Below are 23,503 nucleotides of genomic sequence, written 5' to 3' on the forward strand. Positions count from 1 at the left end.
ATTAACCCCTTTCTATTGTAAAAGCGCACTTATTACTGCCATTCTTAAATACATTCCATTTTCCATCTGCTTAAATATTCGAGACTTAGGTGCTTCAACTAGCTCGCTTTTAATTTCAACACCTCTATTTACAGGAGCTGGATGCATTACAATGGTTTCCTCTTTTAATTTATCATATCTAGCCTGTGTTAAACCAAATTGTTGATGATATTCCTCAGCAGCAAAGTTAGCTTCACCTGAAATTCCATGTCTTTCATGTTGAACTCTAAGCAACATAACAATATCTACTTTATCAATGACTTCATCAATTTCAACATAAGGCGCCTCTAATGTATTATCTACCCATTCTTTTGGACTTGAGAACATTACGTTGGCACCTAATGATGTTAAACTATGATAATTACTTCTTGCGACACGAGAATTTTTAATGTCACCACATATTAGAATATTCAATCCTTCAAACGAACCATATTCTTCATATATTGTCATTATGTCTAATAAACTCTGAGTAGGATGCTGTCCACTTCCATCACCTGCATTAGCAATTGGAATATTTAATTGATCCAGTTCTTCGTAATAAGAATTTTGTGAGTGACGTATGACAAGTAAATCAACACCTATACTTTCAAGTGTTTTACATGTGTCATAAAGTGACTCACCCTTTTTTACAGATGATGTACTTGTTTCAAAATTAATAAGTTTTAATCCTAATTTTTGTTCTGCCATCTCAAAGCTACACTTTGTTCGAGTTGAATTTTCGAAGAATAAGTTTGATACGTATTGACCGTTAAATTGAGGTAATGGTCGCTCACCAGATTTGAATTGGCAAGCAATAGTAATTAAATCATAAATTTCTGAATTAGATAAATGCTCCATTGATAATAAGTGTTCCATAAAGCGCCTCCTATAGAAATAAAGCTTAATTTATTTGGTTTTTCTCTTTTGGCAAAATTAAATTTAATATTATTCCTGAAAGTGCTGATAATGCCATTCCTTCAATTTGTAAATTGATACCTATGCCTTTTAAATTGATAAGAAGATTACCAATCCCGACAACAAGCACAACTGATGCTATAACTAGGTTGCGATTGCTTGAGAAATCTACTTGACTTTCAACAAGCATTCTTAAACCACTAGCTGCTATAATACCGAATAATAAAATTGAGACACCACCCATCACTGGCGTAGGTATTGAAGATATTAAAGCAGTGAACTTACCAATAAATGCAAGAATGATAGCTATAACTGCCGCACCACCAATTACGTAAATACTGTATATTTTGGTAATCGCTAGTACACCTATATTTTCACCATAAGTTGTACTAGGAGGCCCCCCTATCATACTTGCAAACATAGTTGAAACACCATCACCAATGATTGATTTATCTAAACCTGGATTTTCAAAGAAATTTCGTCCTACTATTTTGTTAATTACCATTTGATGACCAATATGTTCACTTACCGTCACAAACACCACGGGTATCATCACGAGAATGAGTCCTAAATGAAAAGATGGTGTGTAATCTTTAAATGGTAGATAAATATGAGGAAAATCTATCCATTTCGCTTGTGCTATTGGAGCAAATTTAACTATGCCCATGAAAATGGATACAATATATCCCACTATAATACCTATAAGTACAGGTATAAGTGATAAAAACCCTTTGAAGAATCCTTGGACGATGATGGTTACTGCTAATGTAATCAAAGCAACAATTAAGTAACTTAAGTTATACCCTTTCATCTCAGCAGAATTTTCAAACATAGCCATGTTTACTGCTGTAGGAGCTAAACTTAACCCAATAACCATTATTACTGGTCCGACAACTACTGGTGGTAACAAGTGCATTAACCAATGTGTTCCACTCAATTTAATGAAAATACCTATAATCACGTACATTAATCCACTCATAAATAATGCAACCAGCATATCTCCAAGACTATGTGTACTTAACCCTGTGATGATAGGTGTAATAAAGGCAAAACTTGATCCTAGGTAGGCAGGAATTTTTGCTTTTGTGATTAATATGTATAAAAGTGTACCAATACCTGATGCCAACAAAGCTGCTGATATAGGCAGATGTGTTAAAAATGGTACAAGTACAGTTGATCCAAACATTGCAAATAAATGTTGAAGGCTTAGAAATGCCCATTGTGCTGGTTTTGGTTTATCTTTTACATCAAGAACTGGCTGAACGGTACGCTCAAACATTTGCTCATTTTCCATGTTGATTCATTTCCTTTCATAAAAAAAGTCTCTTCACAATCAGTAGAGTGTAAAGAGACTAAAATGAAATATATCTAAGTGTAATGTTAAGTTAAGCTTTTATCATCACATTTATCAATGAAGCTTCCATTGGATATTTATAGTTTACATAATCTTTTTATAGTCATATGTTCATCTATCCATATGAATTACTTCACCTTTTTCAGTCTCTCGTACTGTTTTAAAAGGATAATTATTCAATGACGACTGCATTTCTGTCGTCAATTTCTTCTAAATAAACTGAAACAGATTCATCTCGTGCAGTAGGTATATTTTTTCCTACAAAATCTGCGCGTATAGGGAGTTCACGATGACCACGATCCACAAGTGCTGCAAGCCCTATTTTAATAGGTCTTGTATGTAATAAAATCGCATCTAATGAGGCTCTTACTGTACGTCCGGTATACAAAACATCATCAATGATAACAACCACTTTGTTATTAATATTTACATTAATATCAAAAGCGCGTTGATCAGCTTGTTGCACTACCTTATCAACGTCATCTCGAAAATGTGTAATATCGATAGTACCTGTTGGTACTAATTGTTGTTCAATTGAATTTATTTTATCTTGTATACGATGTGCTAAAAAAGCACCCCTAGTTTTAATGCCTAATAGAACTAAATCTTTGGTTCCCTTGTTATATTCTAGAATTTCATGAGCAATTCGTGTAATTGTACGTTGTATCGCTGCATCATCTAAAATAATTCGTTCAGACATTGTTTCACCTCTTTTAATATAAAAAAACTCATATCTTTAATAAAGATATGAGACAAAAAGTTAAAGAGAATAAGCAATATTCCCTATCATATTCACATTCTTAAGTTATAAACACAGCAAAAGTATTAGTAACTTAATCATCAAAATATTATTATCCTAATTATTCATATCTTCGGAGCCTCTCTGGACCCTCAATTAAAGATGACGTTTTTATATTTAAACTGTTATAAGTTTAAATCTTTTAATAGTATAAGTCAATGGCAAAGTTAGTATTTATAATAAAAAACGATGTCACATTCGTTTAAGCATCTCTACGTCTTATATCATCTAGTAATTTTTCAAAATCGTTAGGTAATGTTGCATGCTTCTCAATGTATTTATGTGTTACAGGATGTTCGAAACCAATGATACCAGCATGTAAAGCTTGTCCACCGATATCTAACGTTTTTTTTGGTCCATACTTCGGATCCCCTACAAGAGGATAACCAATATATTTCATATGTACACGAATTTGATGTGTACGCCCTGTTTCTAATTGACATTCTATCAATGTATAATCTTTAAAATGCTCTAATACATTAAAGTGTGTCACAGCTTCTTTACCGTCATCAACCACAGCCATAGCTTGTCTATCGTTTTTATTTCGACCAATTGGCGCGTCAATTGTGCCATAATCATGAGGTATATTACCATGAACTAACGCCGTGTATTTTCGTTTAACAGTTTTAGACATAAGTTGTTCAACTAAATGACGATGGGCAACATCATTTTTAGCAACCATTAATAAACCAGACGTATCTTTATCTATTCTATGAACTATACCAGGACGTATTTCGCCATTAATTCCTGATAAATCTTTAATTTGATACATTAATCCATTTACTAATGTCCCACTATAATGGCCTGGAGATGGATGTACAACCATACCTTTTGGCTTATATACAATAGCAACATCTTCGTCTTCATAATAAATATCTAAATTTAAGTTTTCAGGTTTGATATCTGCCTCTACGACTTCTTTCTCGGTTACAACAATTTTGTCATTTAACTTGACCTTATAGTTCGATTTAATTACTTTACCATTTACCTTGACTAAACCTTCTTTAATCCAATCTTGAAGTTGACTACGTGACCAATCTTTATTTAAATCTGAAACAAGTTTATCTATACGTTGTCCAACTTGTGATTGTTCAATAATATTAAAATTATAATTTCCCATAACTAGACCTCCTTCTTATTTATGATTGCATCTTTAATCAGTGTGATGATTACGAATATAACTCCAATTGTTAAGCTTGAATCCGCAATATTAAAGATAGGAAAATCGTAACCGAATATATTCGTATCAATAAAATCCACAACTTCACCATGTAATACGCGGTCAATAAAATTTCCTAAGGCTCCAGCGAATAATAGGCTTATTGCAACCTGCATAAATAAATTAAATTGTGCTTCTTTAATATAAAAAATAACTAAAACGATTAAAATAATGATAGTAATAATATAGAAAAATAGCATTTTACCACTCAAAATCCCCCATGCTGCACCGTTGTTTCTATGGGATGTAATATTTAAAAAGTTAGGGATAATTTCATATGAATCTCCAACCTTCATTGAGATTGTAATAAGCCATTTAGAAACTTGATCGAAAACTAGTACAATGAATGTCATAAGTAAAGAGATGCTAATATAGTATTTCTTTTTCAAAGAAGTGCCTCCATTCTTTTTAATGTCATCTAAAGCAACACTTAACATTATATCCTAGAACGTAATTTTGAAAAAGCTATCTTGTCTATTATGTTTTTATCTTTTGAGGATGAATATAATAATAATTTTTAATGTCATAAGTATGAATTGTTCGTTTTGTGATTTCATAAGGTTTTGTATAGTTCATTTCTGAAACTTGTATAGAACCATCTTCATTTATTGTTTCTATATATGCAACATGACCGTATTTCCCTTTAGAAGATTGTAATATTGATCCTTTTTTAGGGTTACGGTCAACAATGTATCCATCATCAATTGCTTTTTTATCCCAATTCTTGGCGTCGCTCCAAGTATTGTTTATCTTATTCCCATCATTTTTAACACGTTCAAAGACATAATATGTACACTGACCCTTTTTATATGTATTGATTTTCATAGGATGATGTGACGTAAAACGACTTTGCACACGCTTCATATCTTGAATAATAAACTCGTCAATAACTGCTGCTATTGTCAAGATAACACTAACAACAACCATTACTATGATTGCTTTTTTCATATCATCACACTTCTTTTATTCTATTAAATCTAAAATAAATACCATCAGGTCCTTTAAGATTTTTATGTGTCGTTTTTGGATAGTGAAAATCTATCATAGCTAAACCATAGGTATGTTCATTATCTACTCGTTTTGTCGCAGATAACCACTGATTAACAGCCAAATGATTATAATAATCGTTTGAAGATAAAAATAGAGAATAATCGTCCATATATGCTGATTCTTCTAATCCAAAATAATGTAAATAATATGATTTAACATCAGAAATTCGAATGGACTTAATATGCAATGAACCTAATTTAGTTTCATCTGGTATGCCTTGCCATTGAGTATGAGAGACATTTTGCAATAATCGAGGTACATTAATTGGCGCAATATCCATTCTAATTCTGCCTTCTTTCTCATCAATCCATGATTCTGTCTCACGATCGACATAAAACTTTATGGCATTGCCCTCTGGATCCTCAATAAATAAACATGTTGCAACACTTTGTTGTCCACCGTTCACTGGTACTTCAAAATCACTTAAATGTACGAGTAAATCAGCTAATGTAGTCAATGTAGGCAACAATATACCAATATGGAAAAGACCTGCTTCAGACATTAACGGTTCTCGTCCATTCTGTATTTCAATAAAAGTAATAAATTGATTTGAATCGCCAACTTCAAATTGTACAGCAGTTTTAGATTCATTGATAAGATTAAATCCTAAAACATTCTCATAAAATGTTTTAATAGTTTCTTTATCTTTAATATTGATAGTTACACCATTTACAAAATTTGCATTTTTGTTATGAAACATCTTATTTTCCTTTCAATGATTACTTTTCTTTTAAATAATTAAATGATTACTTTGTTGAAAGTGTATGTTTATCTTTTAAGCGCAGTAATAAAAAATATGTACGTGTTTCTTCTCTTAATCTTTCTCTTTGTTTATCACTCACATAATAAAGAGAATTGACAATCTAAATGCTATCTAAATTTAGCAACAATGTTTATTAAAAAACATATGCCTGTGTTTTATTAATAATTAAATATTTTTGTCCAAGACGTTTGATTATGAATTGTATCTATACAAAAATTTAATACATTTAGATAAAATTATTATATTGATGCTTTTATTATTAAAGCCTAATGAGTTCAATCAGTAATGTGAACAATTACTACACTATCCAACACTTTGTATTTTATATATTATGACTAAAAATTAAATTGAACTCAAATGATTGATTTATACCTTATTAATATTGTTATCATTTTATGCCTGAAGATTCAATACAATCACTGTGCTTATAATGAGAAAAATATTCTATGACAAAAAATGTAATGAATATGTATTTACGAAACTTGTTCAAGTTCATTAAAAATTAAACATTAAATAGAGAAGTCTGCTTTATCAACTTACCTTTAAAAAGCTAGTGAAATTTCTTTATTTGAAATCTTATAACTTCACAATAATAACTATAAAATAAGCCCAAAATGAATTTCATTTTGGGCTTTCTTATAGTATTTAAACAATCATTTAAAATTTATTTTCTTGAAAGATACGCTCACTTGTAAAAACTTTTTATTATACCAAAGTTTTTACTACTTCTTGACATCGTGGGCATAAATGTTCAAGTTCACCTACTGAACCTAATTCTTCTGTATAGTTCCAGCATCTTTCACATTTTTCACCTTCAGCATGTTTAATATGGATATCTCCATATTGATATGATACACCATCATTCACTTTATCTTTAACTTCAACTTGTGAAACGATAAATAATTGTTGTAAGTCATTAAATTGTTGTAAAAATTCCGCTGTATTAAATGATTCATTGCTTCCAATAACCACTTTAGCTTCTAATGACTTACCAATTACTTTTTCATTACGTGCTTGTTCTAATGCACGATTAACATCATCACGTAAATTCATAAATGTATTCCATTTTTCTAACAATTCTTCGTCTACATCAACAACTTTAGGCATATCTGAAAGGTGTACACTTTCTTCTTTTACATGAGGTGTATGAGACCAAACTTCTTCAGCTGTATGCACTAAAATGGGTGCTAGTAATTTAGTCATGTCAACAAGTATTTGATATAAAACGGTTTGCATGCTACGGCGTTTATGAGAATCTTTTTTCTCAATATAAAGTATATCTTTACCGTAATCTAAATAGAAGTTACTTAGTTCAACATTGATAAAGTTTTGAACTTCTTGATAAATATTCAAATAATCAAAATTCTCATAGTTATTAATCGTACTCGCTGTGAATTCACGTAAACGATTTAGCAAATAGCGATCTACTTCAAGTAGATTTGTTTCAGCAATACTATCCGTTTCAGGATTGAAATCGTTAATATTACCTAACATAAATCTTAAAGTGTTTCGAATTTTACGATATACATCAGACGTTTGTTTAAGAATTTCATCGGAAATACGCACATCAGAGAGGTAATCAGTACTGCTTACCCATAAACGTGCAATATCAGCGCCTTTTTGTTTAACAACTTGATCAGGAACTATAACGTTACCTAATGACTTACTCATCTTCTTACCTTCACCGTCCATGACGAAGCCATGTGATAACAAGAATTTATATGGTGCTTGACCACGTGTAGCTACAGCAGTTGTAATTGAAGAGTTAAACCAACCGCGGTACTGATCACTACCCTCAAAATAAAGGTCTGCTGGGAATGAAAGTTCAGGTCTCGTTTCTAATACACCACGGTGTGATGAACCAGAATCAAACCAAACATCCATAATATCAGTTTCTTTAGTAAATTCACCGTTAGGGCTTCCAGGATGACTAAATCCTTCAGGAAGTAATTCTTTAGCTTCTTTTTCAAACCAAATATTTGAACCGTGTTTTTCAAATAAATCTGCAACGTGATTTACTGTCTCTTTAGTCATAATGATATCGCCATTTTCAGCATAAAATACCGGTAAAGGAACACCCCATACACGTTGACGAGAAATTACCCATTCGCCACGATCACGAATCATATTGTAAATTCGTGTTTTACCCCAGTCTACTTTAAAGTTCGTGTCTTCAATTGCATCAAGAATATCCTGTCTTACTTTATTAATGGAAGCAAACCATTGTGGTGTAGCTCTAAAGATAACAGGTTTTTTCGTACGCCAATCATGAGGATAACTATGTGTAATAAAGTCAAGTTTAAGTAGTGCGTCTTTTTCTTTTAAAAGATCAGTTACGGCTTTGTTTGCTTTGTCGTAGAACATTCCTTCAAATGGTCCACCTTCTTCAGTGAATACACCTTTATCATTTAAAGGACTAATTACTGGTAAATCATATTTTTGACCTACAATATAGTCATCTTCCCCGTGACCGGGAGCTGTATGGACACATCCCGTACCAGCGTCTGTCGTAACATGTTCACCGTTAATTACTAACGATACACGATCTAGGAATGGATGTTGTGCCTCTACAAATTCCAATTCTTTACCTGTGAATTCTTTCTCTAATTGTATAGAATCTTTATCCCAACCTAATGCTTCTGCGACTTCTTCTGATAATGCTTGGGCAACAATGTATTTATGTCCATCAACATTATACTGACCATATTTTAGCTCTGGATGAACTGTAATTGCGACATTTGATGGAATTGTCCATGGTGTAGTTGTCCAAATAATAAATTGTGCATCAGAATCAACTTTACCTTTACTGTCTTTTACGTCAAAAGCAACGTAAATTGATGCAGAACGTTTGTCATGATATTCTATCTCAGCTTCTGCAAGTGATGATTCACTTGAAGGTGACCAATACACAGGTTTTTTTCCTTTATAAATCAAACCTTTATCTGCCATTTCTCCAAATAATCTTATTTGTGCGGCTTCATATTCAGGTGTTAATGTAATGTAAGGATTATTAAAATCACCACGTACACCAAGGCGCTTAAAATCTTTCTTTTGAATGTCGATTTGTTTTAATGCAAATTCTTTACATTTCTCTCTAAATTCTGCAACTGACATTTTTTTGCGATCAACGCCTTTTTTAGTTAAAGCCTGTTCAATTGGTAAACCATGAGTATCCCAACCCGGCACATACGGTGCATAAAAACCTTGCATTGTTTTATAACGAACAATAAAATCCTTTATGATTTTATTTAATGCATGTCCCATATGTAAATTACCATTAGCATATGGTGGTCCGTCATGCAAAATGAATGATGGATTATTTTTATTTTTTTCTAACGCTTTGCGATATTGGTCATCATTATCCCACATTTCTTGAATTTGAGGTTCTTTATTTGGTAAGCCACCTCTCATAGGAAAATCAGTTTTCGGCATTAATAGGGTATCTTTGTAATTCATTATATTCACTCCTTGTAATGATAAAAAAGAACTCTAAGTTCAATTAAAAGGGACGGTTAATCCGCGGTACCACCCTACTTAACTCAACTTAGAGTTCTCTTAAGAATATTTATAAAATTGAAAAGCCAGTGATATAAGAAACAAACAATATGCTAGGCTCACACCATTCCTAGCTCGCTGTACTATGTTCACTGTTTCTTACGCGTCTGTCTTTATATCATATCAATAAATTGTTATTTAGAAAATGCATTTTTAATAAACAATGAAATTTCTTCGTTATTTTTACATCAAATGGTTAATTTGTGATTCGTTTTTAATTATTTGATGTTGATTGTGATGATTCGCTATTTGTATTTGATTGACTCACAGATTCTGAACTTGATGTAGAAGGTTGATTAGCCGATAATTCTTGATTTTGCTTTTGTTTCATTGCACGTTCTTCAGGTGTCAAATCATTTTCATTAAGATGATGAATATCTTCTAATGTCACTTGCTCGGCGTCTAAATCATAATTGAGTAAGTAATCCCAATCTTCACTTTTGAGTAAGTCAAGTTGTGCTTCAACAAGCATACGAAAACGAGAGCGGAAAACTTTAGATTGTCGTTTCATGTCTTCAGTTTGGAAAGCTAGACGACGTGCTTTTTCAATTGCATCATTCACAATACTGTCAGCTTGTACTTGTGCTTTTGATAAAACGGCTTCAGCTTCTTTAGTTGCTGCTTGTTTTGTCTCTTCTCCTACTTTTTGTGCTTGAATAAGTGCATCACTTACTGATTGGTGAACATCTTTATATGATTTAATATTGGAATCTCTATCTTCAATGACTTTTTCAAGTTGCTTTTTATCTTCTTTTAAACGTTCGATTTCATTACTTAGTTGCTCTAAGTAATTTGCAACTTCTGTAGGTTCTAAACCATTTTTTACTCGTGTAAATTCTTTATTCTTAATCTCACTTGGTGTAAAAGGCATGATAATCCTCCTTGATTAATAGCTATTTAAATAGTGTTTGATAATGAATGTGTAACTTGTTCTTTTTTGTTTTTCCACCTATTTCAACAATTTGAGCTCTACCATAACCTTGAATTGACAATAAATCATTCTGCTCTAATTGAAAATCTGTAGAATCTATTACAGTATGGTTAACTTTGACTCTTTTTTTTATAATTAATTGTTGTGCAATATTTCGAGATTTATGAATTATCTCTTTCAAAACTACATCTAATCTCAAAGCGCTCACAGTTGTACTATGAACTTTCCAATTCTCTTCTGATTGTATCATATCTTCAGTAGGAATAGAATTAAGTTTAACTGTGGCTCCCTTAATACGCGTTAGTTCAGATATAATATATGATTCTAATTGTTTTGTCAAAACAAACTGTATATCTTCTCCAACTATAATATCACCGAGTTGATCTCTTTGTATTCCCAGTGACATGAGTGTTCCAAGAACGTGCTGATGTTGTATTGTTACAAATTTCTTAGGATATTGAAGTTCAAATAAAGTCAGTTCAAAGTCCTCAGGCTGTGGCTTAAAATATAATGGTGCGATGATTGCACGTTTCCTTTCTGCATGTGGTCCACCAAAAAATGTGACATGTAAATCTTGATAACTACGCGTAATGACCTCAAGTATATATTGGCCTCGCGGGTCCAAGAAATGGGTTAGAACCGGAGCATAATTAGCATCAGCCTGCTTACATTTATCGATGAATTGATCGATAGCATCTTGTTCTTCCTTTCTAAAATGCTGATATATATCGATGGTTATCTACTCCTTTTATGTTGAAAAATTTTTAAAAACACTACGACTATAATACTGTCAACAATAAGTTATATGATAAAACGAGGTCAAAGTCTAGCTACTTTGCCTCGTTATGTTGAATAATATAAAGTTAGTGCGTGTCATATTTTAAGATAAATATGCAAGAATTAAATTAAATATTTTTACCAAACCACTTTGGAATAAAACTAGAACGAAGATTGCCGCGATAGAAGAAATATCTATAAAGCCAATAGGAGGAATAATTTTACGGAAAGGTTCTAAGAAAGGTTCATATAACTTTCCTAAAAATTCTCCAAACTTAGACTCTCTTATACTCGGAACCCAAGAAGTAAAGAAATATATAATCATTCCAAAATAATATATTTGAACTAAAAATATAATAAATCGGAAAATTGTACTTAGCAAACCAATATCCATAGCTGAACTCCTTATTCGTAATGTTGCTCCATATTCTCGATGTGATCAGTTATACTGCCGGCTACTTCAACATTATCAGGTGTGCATAAGAAAATATCAGTACCCACGCGCTGAATATCTCCACCAATTGCGTATACCGTACCACTTAAAAAATCAATAATACGCTTTGCTGATACTTGATCAATGCGTTGTAAATTTACTAAAGTTGCACGTCTATTTTTTAATTCGTCGGCAATATCTTGAGTATCTGAAAAGACACGTGGTTCAAACAGACACATTTTTGAACTTTCCTGAGCAGTATATGATTGTGATGCTTGATTCATTGTTACAACGTTTCTAGAATTATTTTTTGAATTATTATTCATACGATAATTCCTTTCTTCAGAAGTTGTATTCGATCTCAAAGTGTTCTTTTGAGGTACAGATTTAATCGCTTGTTGCTTATTGTTAAAAGTTTGTGGTGTCGCTTGATTCTCATTACGATTGTAATCTTCGCGCTCTTGAACACGTTCACGTGATCTAGAAGATTCTCGCTCTTCAGGTCCTTCAACTTCCTCTTCTTCTTCAACTACAAAAAAATTATTAAATAAATCCTTTAAAGCCAAGGGGGGCTCACTCCTATTCTCCTACAAGTTTAGTCCCAATTCTGACAAAGGTTGCACCTTCTTCGACTGCCATTTGATAATCATTACTCATTCCCATAGATAATTCTGTACAAGGCGCATGTGCTAAATTGAATTGTTGTATTTCATTTCTTTTATGTCTTAACTCTTTAAATAAATTTTTTATGTACGATAGATCATCAGTCAATGGTGCCATCGTCATTAATCCAATAATTTGGATATTTTCGTATTCTTTGATTTGATTTATAAATTGATTTACTTCTTCAAGAGCTATGCCATGTTTAGATTCTTCTCCAGAAACATTTACTTGTAAGAAACATTTTATAACATGATTTGCTCTTTTGTTAATCTCCTTAGCTAGACTCAAACGATCTAAAGCATGAAAATAATCGACTTCATTTATAATATCTTTAACTTTCCTTGATTGTAAAGAACCAATGAAATGTAATTTAATATCGCTTGGTAGAGATTCTTTCTTCTTTTTGAATCCATCTAATCGATTTTCACCGAAATGTCTTATTCCTGCTTTATACGCTTCTCTAGCTCGCTCTATTGTAACATATTTTGTTACTGCAATCACGTGAGGTTGTGCTGAATGGGCACTTTTTTTAACGCTTGCATCAATTTCCGTTTCAATCTTAGCAAGATTCTCTTTAACATCCATAAATTATTCACCTACTTTATACACTTTACTTCCGTCCAATAAATGCTAACATACGTCCCGTCTGTCCTTTTTCAACACGATATGAAAAGAATAAATCTAAGTTTTCTGAAGTTGAATATTCGGTAATGTATATGTTTTTTGATGGAACTCCAGCTTCTTCTAGAAGAAGTGCGTTAGCCTTTTTTAAATCAATACCATGTTTATTTTTGCCTCTGCTCTCAATATATAAAGTTGAATCAATGGTTAATTCCTCAAATTTATTTTTTATATCATCATTGATTTCATAAGAATTTGAAGTTGCTGGACCGATTACAATCTTTAAGTCTTCATAATCAAAATCCACTTTTTTTAGCATTTCTTTTACTATTTGACCATATGTTCCTCGCCAACCTGCATGTGCTAATCCAATATAGCCATGTGATTCACTATAAAAATATACCGGTACACAATCCGCATAACACATAGTAAGGAGAATGTGAGAATCGAAAGTATACATTCCATCTATGCCATGTAAATCATCAGTTAGTTTATCAATATTTGTTCCTTTATGTTCACTTGTAACTTGAACGATGCGATTATCATGTGTTTGTATAGGAAAAACCCATTCATCTCTTGGATAACCAATAAGATTCGCTAAGATATCTTGATGATGTGTAATATGATGTGCACTGTCGCTGATATATCTCGCCATATTAAAACTATGATTAGGATAAGGACTTAAACCATTTTCTCGAGTAGTGAAACCTAACTTAATATCAGTATGCTCATCAAATTGATAGTCTAAATAATGAGTTTTCTTAATAAATCTCTCTTTCAAAATATTTCACCACCCCTATATATACATTCCACTGTACACTTAATTTCAAATCGAAATGTTCTACAAATAATCTAAGTATTAAGTAACCAATTATAAAACAATTATATATCATACTTAAATTTATTTAAACTTGTATCAATTACTAACTTGCAACAGAAAAATTTAGTTAAACATTGATTTAAATAGGTTTTCAGGTTAGTTAGATACTCCAACACGAAAAAAATGCCTGAGACTATAAAATGTCTCAGGCTATTTAAAATACAGTGATTATATATACTGACGATTAGCGTCTAGTTCTTCTAGAACGTCTTTCTTCTCTATTTCTAATAAAGCTAGGAATATCATCATCTTTAGTAGTGTGGCTTCTTTCACTTACACTTTCACTTGATTGTGAATGAGAAGTGTGTGCAGAGAATGAATCTTCTTTAGCACTAGCACCAGATTGATGATTAGAACTACTATTTACACTTGAACCAAAACCAGTACTTGTAGCTTTACGACCTTGTGAAGAAGGTTTATCTTCAAAACCAGTTGCGATAACAGTAACTACAATTTCATCTTGAAGCTCTGGGTTAATAACTGTACCGAAAATCATATTCACATCTTCATCTGCAGCATCTTGAACAATATCAGCTGCTTCTTGCGCTTCAAATAAAGACAGTGATTCTCCACCTGTAATGTTCATAAGTACACCTTGAGCACCTACAATTGATGTTTCTAATAATGGAGAAGAAATTGCTTTTTTAGCGGCTTCGACTGCTCTGTTTTCACCAGATGACACACCGATACCCATTAACGCAGAACCTTGATTAGACATAATTGTTTTAACGTCTGCAAAGTCTAAGTTCACTTCACCTGATACTGCAATTAAATCTGAAATACCTTGTACACCTTGACGTAATACATTATCCGCTTCTTTAAATGCTTCCATCATCGGCGTAGATTTGTCAACGATATCTAATAAGCGATCATTTGGAATAACAATTAATGTATCCACTGCTGCTTTCATAGATTCTACACCAGCTGCCGCTTGTGTTTGGCGCTTACGACCTTCGAAACCGAATGGACGCGTAACAACACCTACAGTTAAAGCACCCATTTCTTTTGCAATTTTAGCAACAACCGGCGCAGCACCTGTTCCAGTACCGCCACCCATACCAGCAGTTACGAATACCATATCAGCACCTTGGATAGCATCTTCAATTTGTTCTCTTGATTCTTCTGCTGCTTTCTTCCCAATTTCAGGATTAGCACCAGCACCTAATCCACGTGTTAATTTTTCACCAATTTGAATTTTTGATTCAGCTTTTGATAAGTTTAAAGCTTGTCCATCAGTGTTGATAGCAATAAATTCCACATTATTCATACCATGGTCAATCATACGGTTAACGGCATTATTTCCGCCGCCACCTACACCGATGACTTTCAATGTGGCTAAATGATTAAATCCTTGTTCAAATTCTAACATTTAATTTTCCTCCTAGTCTTTATGGCCAATAATCATTCAAATAGAGATTTCATTAATTTTTTAAACTTACTTTCTTCTTTGGCTTTGCCTTCTGTTTGTTGTTCATCTTCTAGATGATTTTCACGGTCTTCATAAGACTCTTCACGAGGCGCTTCTGGTGCTACCTCGTCATTTTCTTTTTTGTTTGATTTACGCTTAAACCAATCAAAACCGCTTGATTTTGTTTCACTATCTTTATCAGATTCGATAACTTCTTCTTCAAATTCTTCATTATCTTGATAACTAATTGTAACATAATCTAATAACTCGTCAAAAGCGATACTACTAGAAATTGTAGAAATAGCAGAAGAAAATTCCGGTTTTCTGATACCCATTTGTGACGGTGTATGAATTCTCACTTTTTCACTAACCATATCTTGTAGTAATTCTTTTACACCTAGTAAATTTGCAGATCCGCCAGTAACTACAAATCCTCCGTTTACTTTTGTAAGTCCTAGTTCTTGTAAAACATCAAAGACTTCAAAGAATATATCTTCGACTCTTTGTTCAATAAAGTCACTTAAATCTTTTTGAGTATATTGAACATGTTCATCTGAATCAACTTGATCTACTGAAAAGACATCTTGATCTGAAGCAGAGTCATAAAATGCATGACCATATTGATGTTTTACCTTTTCAGCTGTGTCATATGTAGTATTTAGTCCTTGAGCAATATCATCCGTAATGTCTCGACCGGCCATTTCTATAGATTCAGCATCTACAAGTTCTCCTCGTTCATAGAAAGCAACTTGCGTTAAATCTTCACCGATATCAATGACACAAGCGCCTAATTCTTTCTCCGTTGGTGTAAGAATAGAACCATAATTATACGCATCAGAATAAACATCTAACACGTCAACACCACATGCCTCAACACATTTAATCATATTGATTAAAATAGATTTTTGGATTGCGATGACACCTGCATCTACTTTTAATGAATGTCTTGCAATTAATTCTTTTGGATCTGAAACTTCATTGTCTTTGTCAACTACAAAACGAATTGGGAATACATTTATCACTTCAGTTTCAGGTACATCATTTTTATCTCGGATACCTTCTAAAACTGATTCAATATGTGTGCCATCAATTTCAGTATCCTCGTAAAATTCAATTTCATTTGATTCATCATATACTTCGGTACCGATGATAGGTAGTTTTAAAAATACATCTTTTATATCTACACCAGAGGCAATTGAAGCCTTCTTAATTGTATCTTTAATTGCTTGTCTTGCAATATCAAAATCATCAATTAAACCATTCTTGATACCACTTGTGTAGGTTTGCCCTGTACCTATCACATTAATTCCGTTGTGAAATTTTTCGCCTACTATTGTTTTTACGCTTGATGAACCTATATCTATGCTCACATAGTAATGTTCCTCCATAGATAGGCACCTCCTGACAAATTATACTATTTAAGTACACTATGTTTAGTGTACAATACGTTGAATAGCTTGTGAACTATAAACACATACTATTATCGAAATTTTTTAATTATTTTCTTTAGATTGTTTATTAATTTTATTCAACACATTTTGAAGTTCTTCTTTTGCATCATTTTCTTCTTGTGTTGACTTGGTTACATTTTGTTCAGTACCCGATTGAACAGTTGATGAACCTTGATAAGGAATAAATGACGCTCCAACCGATAAATCAATATACCCATTTGTCTTAAGTTCGCCAGAATCATCTCTGCTTAATGATTGTGACATTTGAGGATAATATTGCATTTTGTCTGCAATCGTTGTAATGTCACCAATGACTTGCATATTATCTTTGGTAAAAATCTTTATGCGACTTTGTTTATTTTTAGTTGGTGCGTAACTCACCTCTGCTATTAAGTTTCTCACTTTAGGTGACATTTCAGATAAAGCTTTTATAATTCGTGTTTTTTTGTCTCCTTTGAACCCATCAATGATAGGTCCATCATGTGAAACTTCATCTTTGTATTCTGTTAATTCTTTACCATCTTCTATAATTGGCACATATTTATCTTTATTTTTTTCTAAACCAACAATTTGGTACTCAGTCACGTTAACAGTTAACGTGTTTGGTAATTGTTTATGAATATCAACTTCTTTGATTAAAGGGTTCTGTTTTAAGTTCCTAATCGCTTTATTTTTACTAAAAGTATACATTCGTGAACGTGAAGTAACGTTAAGTTCTTTCTTTATTTTACTCGTACTTACGTTGTTATTACCTTTAATATTTACATTTGATATTTTACTTAGTGGTGTAAACATATAGAGTAAAATGAGAACAATGATAAGAATGAGTAGTGTGATAATTGTATATTGGATTCTTTTTTGCTTTTTACGTCTTATGGCTCTTTTTTCTTCTAAACTAAGAGGTTTAATTTGAGTTACCTTCTCATTACTATTGAACGATGTAAATGTTTCCTTTTCTTTTTTAGAAGTAAATTTACTTAGTAATTTATGTTTTTTAGAATGACGAGAGTCTTTAGTTTGTTTTTCGCTCTGATGATCAGCTAGAAATTCCTCTTCGTCTTCATTACTTTGACGCGTTTCGCTTGTTTGTTGAACACTACGATCATTTAATTTATCATTATTATATTTTTGATTGTCATCTTCATCATTAACATTATCCTCAATTAAATCACTTTTTATTTCTTTATCTTGATTATGCGACTTGTGATTATCAATAAATTTATCCATTGGTTTAGTTTCTAACTGTGATTGTGTAGACGTAGCATCTTTTTCTTTACTTTGATTATCTATGCGACGTCTTCTGCGTTGGCGAGCGTTTTTATTCCGTCTAAAAAGCTCTAAGTCTTCATTACTTTGACTATCATTCAAATGGATTGTATTATCGTCTTTATTCGACATATTCTCATTATTAGGTTGATTTTTATTCTCTTCCATGAGCATTCACACTCCTTAGTATGATGGCAAGTGCGCTCGGAATCTATCGATAAACTTCTCACCACGTTCTTCAAATGTATGATACTGATCCCAACTTGCACAAGCTGGTGATAATAAAACAACATCATTGGGCTCGACTATATCTTGAATTTTATCAACAGCATCCTCTACGTCTGTTGCTTTAATCACATACTTACCTTGACTATTGCCCAATTTAGCAAATTTATCTTGTGTTTCTCCAAAAACAACCATCACACGTACATTTTCCATATAAGGAATAAGTTCATCGAATTCATTACCACGATCTAATCCACCACACAACCAAATAATTGGTTGATCAAAAGAGTTAAGCGCAAATTGAGTAGCTAAAGTATTAGTTGCTTTTGAATCATTATAATATTTATTTGTGCGATTTGTACCAATATACTGAAGTCTATGATCAATACCAGAAAAAGTAACAAGACTATCTACAATAGCTTTGACTGGCACACCAGCAATGATCGATGCTAATACAGCTGCTAAAATATTTTCCAGGTTATGTTCTCCCGGTAGTACTAAGTCTTTAGTGTTAATAATGCGAATGCCGTTAAAAACGATGAAACCATCTTTAATGTATATCCCATCAACTTCTTGCTGTGTTGAAAAATAAAATGTTTTTGCTTCTAGATTTTCTGATTCAATTAGGTGTCTTTGGTGATAATTACAAATGAGATAATCATCTTTAGTTTGATTTTTATATATTTGCTTTTTAGCATTTTGATAGTTCTCTAACGTTTCATGGTAATCCAAATGTGCAGAATAAATATTTGTAATGATAGCGATATGTGGTTTATATTTCTCAATACCTAATAATTGAAAAGATGATAATTCTGTTATTAAATACTCATCTGATTTAACTTCTTGTGCAACGTTTGAGGCTACATAACCAATATTTCCAGAAAGCCGTCCAGTTAACACGCTTTTTTGGAACATATCACCGATTAGTGAAGTGACAGTTGTTTTACCGTTAGTTCCAGTAACTGCTATGATTGGTGCCTCAGAAATTAAATAGCTAAGTTCAACCTCTGTTAAGATTTTAAGCCCTCTTTTTGCTGCTTCTTCAATAATTGATACAGTATATGGAATACCTGGATTTTTCACAATGATGGGATTATCATCTAATAAAGAAAAAGGATGACTACCGCTAATTACCTCAATGCCCATAGATTCTAAATCTTTAGCATGTGCATCCTGTGAAAGATCCTTTCCATCATTGACTTTAACGTTAGCACCTAATTTAAGGAGAAGTTTCGCCGCTTCATATCCACTTTTTGCTAAGCCTACTACTAAAACATTTTTATTTTCTAATTCAGTGTAATTTAGCAATTTAATGCACTCCAATCCATAAACCTATTAATCCTGTAATTAAACCTACCGTCCAAAATACTGTTACTACCTTCCATTCACCCCAACCACTTAATTCAAAGTGGTGATGTATAGGACTCATCTTGAAAATACGTTTCTTCGTTAATTTATATGAGGCTACTTGTAACATTACAGATAATGTCTCAACTACAAACACAAAACCAATTAATATTAATGATAATTCTTGATTCAACATGATTGAAATCGTCGCAAAAATACCACCTAAAGCAAGACTTCCTGTGTCTCCCATGAAAACTTTCGCTGGATTTAAATTGTAAGGTAAGAAACCTAGTAAAGCGAAAATCATTATAATACAAAATATGCCAATAGCCGGTGAATCTAACATGTAACTCATTACAGCATACATAGCAAAACCTATTATTGACAAACCAGTTGCCAATCCATCTAAGCCATCTGTTAAGTTTACAGCATTTGAGAAACCAACTTGCCAAAAGACAATAAATATCACATAAGCAAATGACAACGGAATATCAAAATTCACAAATGGAATATGCAAATCTGTCGTAAAATGTACAAGGTGAAAAACATTACTTAGCACAAAAAATATAACTGCAATAATTATTTGTGCTAGAAACTTTTGTTTACTAGTTAATCCTTGGTTATTCTTTTTAACTACAATAATATAGTCATCAATAAATCCAATAAGACCAAAACCGATTGTTACAAATAGTAACAAAATAATAGGATTGGAATGGTCTACAAAGATAATTGCAATGATGGAGGTAATTATAATACTAATTAAAAATGTAAGCCCACCCATAGTAGGTGTACCTGTTTTTTTCATATGGCTTTGAGGCCCTTCTTCACGGATACTTTGTCCAAATTTCATACGTTTCAATGTTGGAATAAGTATTGGGACTAAAATAAATGTTATCAGTAATGCGATGATCGCGTATATAAAGATCATATAAATCTCCTTTTCTTCACTTTCTAATTTTAGTTCTTTTTATTTGTAAATAACCTTTAATATTTTATCAGTTTTTGTTTTATTTTAATATACGACATTATCTATTTATTAAATAAGGTTGGGACCATTCGTGAGCTAATCCCTAAAATGTTAATCCCAACCTGTTGTTGATATCAAGTTCTCTTAAATTAATTATTTCTCTCAGAACCTGATGTTTCATTTGTGCTGTCATCAGAATCATTTTTCGAGTCGGCGTTCGACTTTTCATTCTTACTTGATGAAGACGCATTTGAATTATCCTCATCAACTTTATCTTTCTTTGATTTTTTATCCGAAGAGTCCTCATCAGTTTTCTCTTGGTCATCATCCGTATCTTCAGCAGATAATGATACTTCTATCTTATCTTTATTTTTAATGATTTGACCTTTTGAGATACTTTGATTCGTGACAAATCCATTACCTTTAGTAGAAACTTTAATTTTCGTTAAATCTTCAAAAGCAAGTACATCTTCTTTTGTCCATCCGGTCATATCCGGCATTGTTAATTCCCCGTCTGTCATTAACATTACTTTACTGTGCGGTAGGACTTTGGTACCTGACTTAACTGATTGTTGTTTAATTTGTTTGCCATTACCAATCGTAATAGGTTTAAGAGATTGAGCATTGACGCTATCCTCTGCTTTTTGAACTTCATCTCCTTGCACGTTAGGCACTTTACTATAGTCAGTTTTTGATGAAGTATCACTAGATTTTCCAACATTTAAATATTTCAGCGTATTCTCCATAATTGGTTTAAATGCTTTGCTCACACCCATTTCATATGCTTCTTGATCATTTTTTTGAGCAAGACTCATACCTGCATAGACAATGACTTTAGGATCTTTCTTAGGTGCATCCCCCATGAAACTTACAAAGTAAGGATTTTCACCTTTAACATAACCGCCTCCATTTGAATCAGCTACTTGTGCTGTTCCTGTCTTACCTTCAATATCATAACCTTTTACGCGATAATTCATGGCATGACTCTTCTTACTATTTACTACTTTATCAAGTTCTTCTTCAACTTTATTGGCTGTTTCTTGCGTTACTGGTTTACCGGCAAACTCTTTTTTACCAGAGTAATAATTCTTTTTAGTTATTGGATTATCGATACTACTTACAAACCATGGTTTAAGCATATTTCCTTTATTAAAGAATGCCGATTGTGCTTGAATCATTTGAGCAGGAGTAACAGTTGTTGATTGACCAAATGCTGACGTTTTTTGTTGTAATTCATTTGCCCAACCAATATTACCTGCAGCTTCTCCATCAAACATACCACCCGTTTTTTTGCCAAATCCAAAGCGTTCATACCAAGATTTCATTTTATCAGCACCAACCAAATCTTGTAAGTGCATCATCAATGTATTTGATGAATAAGTAAAACCTAACGACATGGGTATACGTCCCCAACCAGTTTTATTCCAATCGGAAATTTCAGAGCCCATAATATTTCTATGACCTGATTTATACTTTTCATCCGGTTTGAACTTACCTTCTTGAATTGCTGCAGCTAAGCCGTATGTTTTAAAAGTAGAGCCCGGTTCATATGTATTTTGATATAAATCGTTCGCCCACTTTTTGCCAAAATCTTTACCTGTTTCAGGATTAAAAGTCGGACGTTGGCTATATGCAAGTATTTCACCAGTTTTTGCGTCCATTACTACTGCAAATAAATCTTTTGGAGCATAACGTTCAACCATGTCATCAAGCGCTTCTTCCACAAAAACTTGGATATTAGAATCAATTGTTAAGTGTACATCGTCTCCACGTTTAGGTTGTTGCTCTTTCTTCGTATTAGGTGCAATGTAGCCCCATATATCATGAATATATTTAAGTGCACCTCTTGATCCATTTAAATAACTATTAAATATTTTTTCAACACCTAATGCACCATTTAATTCACCAGTATCAGGGTCTTTCTGTGCCATCCCTATTAAATGGGAAGCAAAATTACCATTAGGATAAAAGCGCTCAGTTTCTGGGTAAAGTGCTATACCAGGTAATTTCATTTTCTCTATTTTTTCTTTTTCTTGATAAGTTAAATTAGTACCTTTCTGACCAAATTCGATTTGAAAGGCTTTCTTATTATTAAGTCGTTTTTCTATTTCATCAGCATCCATATCTATGATTTCAGCTAATTTTTTTGCTGTCTTTTTTTTATCAACCACGTGTCGAGGCTTTTTACTTTCTTTACTTGCTTTTTTATCCACAACTGCAACAAGTTTATATCTTTCTACATCTTCTGCTAAAACTTTACCATTACGATCATAAATCTTACCTCGTTCTGGTTGTTGAGAATTTTTGACTAAATATTTCTCATTGGCTTTCATAATTAAATCTTGACCATTGGAGTGGCCAGTAATCATTATATAAGAAAACCTTAGCACCAATATAAAAAAGAGCAGTCCGAATAAACCAACAAGTAGGACTGCTCCTATTTTATTTTTTTTAATTTTAATTTTTCGCTTCGCCATTATTACGCACTACCTTTACATTGTCGTTCTCTAGGCTCATGCCCTGCTTCTTAGCCTTGTCGTAAATGCGTTCATATGAAGAATTTTTCTTAATTTCAGACTTTAATGCGCTGTTTTCACTAGATTGTTTCTCTATTTTTTGATCCAAATCTGCAATTTTTCCTCGCGTATCGTACGCATCCATTTTTAAAGATAGCATATAAATACTTATTAGAGCAATTACAGTTATTAATGCTATGTATAAAATTTTTTCAAATCTAGTAAGTTGAACAACAACTTTTCTTTTAACGGTTTGTTTTTCAGGACTCGATTGTGGTTGTCTTTGTGGGATACTGGTTTGTGTCGCTTCATCATAAGGTTGATAAATTTTTTCTACAGCCATTA

21 protein-coding genes are annotated in these 23,503 nt (G+C 32.5%); all 21 read right to left on the minus strand.

Annotation, left to right across the window (positions count from 1 at the left end; all coding sequences use genetic code 11):
• Nucleotides 1–12 precede the first annotated feature (12 nt).
• On the minus strand, nt 13–894 hold the full coding sequence (locus tag HMPREF3058_RS09165) for an aspartate carbamoyltransferase catalytic subunit (protein WP_002491376.1): 882 nt from the start codon (nt 892–894) through the stop codon (nt 13–15).
• Between the two features lie 25 nt (nt 895–919).
• Nucleotides 920–2,227 carry a uracil-xanthine permease family protein gene (locus tag HMPREF3058_RS09170; protein ID WP_002446242.1) on the minus strand — a complete coding sequence of 436 codons (1,308 nt, stop codon included), beginning with the start codon at nt 2,225–2,227 and terminating at the stop codon, nt 920–922.
• A gap of 232 nt (nt 2,228–2,459) precedes the next feature.
• Nucleotides 2,460–2,987 carry a bifunctional pyr operon transcriptional regulator/uracil phosphoribosyltransferase PyrR gene (gene pyrR, locus HMPREF3058_RS09175; protein ID WP_002491393.1) on the minus strand — a complete coding sequence of 176 codons (528 nt, stop codon included), beginning with the start codon at nt 2,985–2,987 and terminating at the stop codon, nt 2,460–2,462.
• A gap of 301 nt (nt 2,988–3,288) precedes the next feature.
• Nucleotides 3,289–4,206 (minus strand): RluA family pseudouridine synthase, encoded by a 918-nt coding sequence (locus HMPREF3058_RS09180; RefSeq protein WP_002446240.1) that lies wholly within the window; start codon nt 4,204–4,206, stop codon nt 3,289–3,291.
• Nucleotides 4,207–4,208: 2 nt separating this feature from the next.
• Nucleotides 4,209–4,694, minus strand: coding sequence for a signal peptidase II (gene lspA / locus HMPREF3058_RS09185; protein ID WP_002457401.1), 486 nt, complete (start codon nt 4,692–4,694; stop codon nt 4,209–4,211).
• Nucleotides 4,695–4,782: 88 nt separating this feature from the next.
• Nucleotides 4,783–5,253 carry a CHAP domain-containing protein gene (locus HMPREF3058_RS09190; protein ID WP_002446238.1) on the minus strand — a complete coding sequence of 157 codons (471 nt, stop codon included), beginning with the start codon at nt 5,251–5,253 and terminating at the stop codon, nt 4,783–4,785.
• A gap of 4 nt (nt 5,254–5,257) precedes the next feature.
• Nucleotides 5,258–6,055, minus strand: coding sequence for a VOC family protein (locus tag HMPREF3058_RS09195; RefSeq protein ID WP_002446237.1), 798 nt, complete (start codon nt 6,053–6,055; stop codon nt 5,258–5,260).
• Between the two features lie 768 nt (nt 6,056–6,823).
• Complete coding sequence (gene ileS, locus HMPREF3058_RS09200; protein ID WP_002490488.1) at nt 6,824–9,574, minus strand: isoleucine--tRNA ligase; 2,751 nt, start codon at nt 9,572–9,574, stop codon at nt 6,824–6,826.
• Between the two features lie 313 nt (nt 9,575–9,887).
• Complete coding sequence (locus tag HMPREF3058_RS09205) at nt 9,888–10,544, minus strand: DivIVA domain-containing protein (protein WP_002446235.1); 657 nt, start codon at nt 10,542–10,544, stop codon at nt 9,888–9,890.
• A 22-nt stretch (nt 10,545–10,566) separates the two neighbouring features.
• The gene (locus tag HMPREF3058_RS09210; RefSeq protein ID WP_044555208.1) at nt 10,567–11,343 is read right to left on the minus strand and encodes a YlmH family RNA-binding protein; all 777 of its coding nucleotides are present in this window, start codon (nt 11,341–11,343) and stop codon (nt 10,567–10,569) included.
• Between the two features lie 141 nt (nt 11,344–11,484).
• Nucleotides 11,485–11,775, minus strand: coding sequence for a YggT family protein (locus HMPREF3058_RS09215; RefSeq protein WP_001830086.1), 291 nt, complete (start codon nt 11,773–11,775; stop codon nt 11,485–11,487).
• Nucleotides 11,776–11,786: 11 nt separating this feature from the next.
• Nucleotides 11,787–12,380, minus strand: a complete 594-nt coding sequence (locus HMPREF3058_RS09220) for a cell division protein SepF (protein ID WP_002446233.1) — start codon at nt 12,378–12,380, stop codon at nt 11,787–11,789.
• A gap of 13 nt (nt 12,381–12,393) precedes the next feature.
• A complete protein-coding gene (locus HMPREF3058_RS09225; RefSeq protein WP_002457405.1) occupies nt 12,394–13,062 on the minus strand; it encodes a YggS family pyridoxal phosphate-dependent enzyme in 669 nt (222 codons plus the stop codon).
• Nucleotides 13,063–13,087: 25 nt separating this feature from the next.
• Complete coding sequence (gene pgeF, locus HMPREF3058_RS09230; RefSeq protein ID WP_070731377.1) at nt 13,088–13,879, minus strand: peptidoglycan editing factor PgeF; 792 nt, start codon at nt 13,877–13,879, stop codon at nt 13,088–13,090.
• A gap of 283 nt (nt 13,880–14,162) precedes the next feature.
• Nucleotides 14,163–15,347: a cell division protein FtsZ gene (gene ftsZ / locus HMPREF3058_RS09235; protein ID WP_002446230.1), complete on the minus strand. Its 1,185-nt coding sequence runs from the start codon at nt 15,345–15,347 to the stop codon at nt 14,163–14,165.
• A 32-nt stretch (nt 15,348–15,379) separates the two neighbouring features.
• The gene (gene ftsA, locus HMPREF3058_RS09240; RefSeq protein WP_002446229.1) at nt 15,380–16,774 is read right to left on the minus strand and encodes a cell division protein FtsA; all 1,395 of its coding nucleotides are present in this window, start codon (nt 16,772–16,774) and stop codon (nt 15,380–15,382) included.
• Between the two features lie 105 nt (nt 16,775–16,879).
• Entirely contained in the window at nt 16,880–18,271 is a 1,392-nt protein-coding gene (locus HMPREF3058_RS09245) for a cell division protein FtsQ/DivIB (RefSeq protein ID WP_002457408.1), read from the minus strand.
• A gap of 15 nt (nt 18,272–18,286) precedes the next feature.
• Nucleotides 18,287–19,636, minus strand: coding sequence for a UDP-N-acetylmuramoyl-L-alanine--D-glutamate ligase (murD, locus tag HMPREF3058_RS09250; protein ID WP_002486280.1), 1,350 nt, complete (start codon nt 19,634–19,636; stop codon nt 18,287–18,289).
• Nucleotide 19,637: 1 nt separating this feature from the next.
• The gene (mraY, locus tag HMPREF3058_RS09255) at nt 19,638–20,603 is read right to left on the minus strand and encodes a phospho-N-acetylmuramoyl-pentapeptide-transferase (protein ID WP_002491401.1); all 966 of its coding nucleotides are present in this window, start codon (nt 20,601–20,603) and stop codon (nt 19,638–19,640) included.
• A 188-nt stretch (nt 20,604–20,791) separates the two neighbouring features.
• Nucleotides 20,792–23,119, minus strand: a complete 2,328-nt coding sequence (locus HMPREF3058_RS09260) for a penicillin-binding protein (RefSeq protein ID WP_002475929.1) — start codon at nt 23,117–23,119, stop codon at nt 20,792–20,794.
• The gene (gene ftsL / locus HMPREF3058_RS09265; protein WP_002446224.1) at nt 23,100–23,501 is read right to left on the minus strand and encodes a cell division protein FtsL; all 402 of its coding nucleotides are present in this window, start codon (nt 23,499–23,501) and stop codon (nt 23,100–23,102) included. Before ftsL ends, HMPREF3058_RS09260 begins: the two co-directional genes overlap by 20 nt.
• Nucleotides 23,502–23,503 lie beyond the last annotated feature (2 nt).

Source organism: Staphylococcus sp. HMSC068G11, from assembly GCF_001815825.1.
Lineage (GTDB): Bacteria > Bacillota > Bacilli > Staphylococcales > Staphylococcaceae > Staphylococcus > Staphylococcus epidermidis.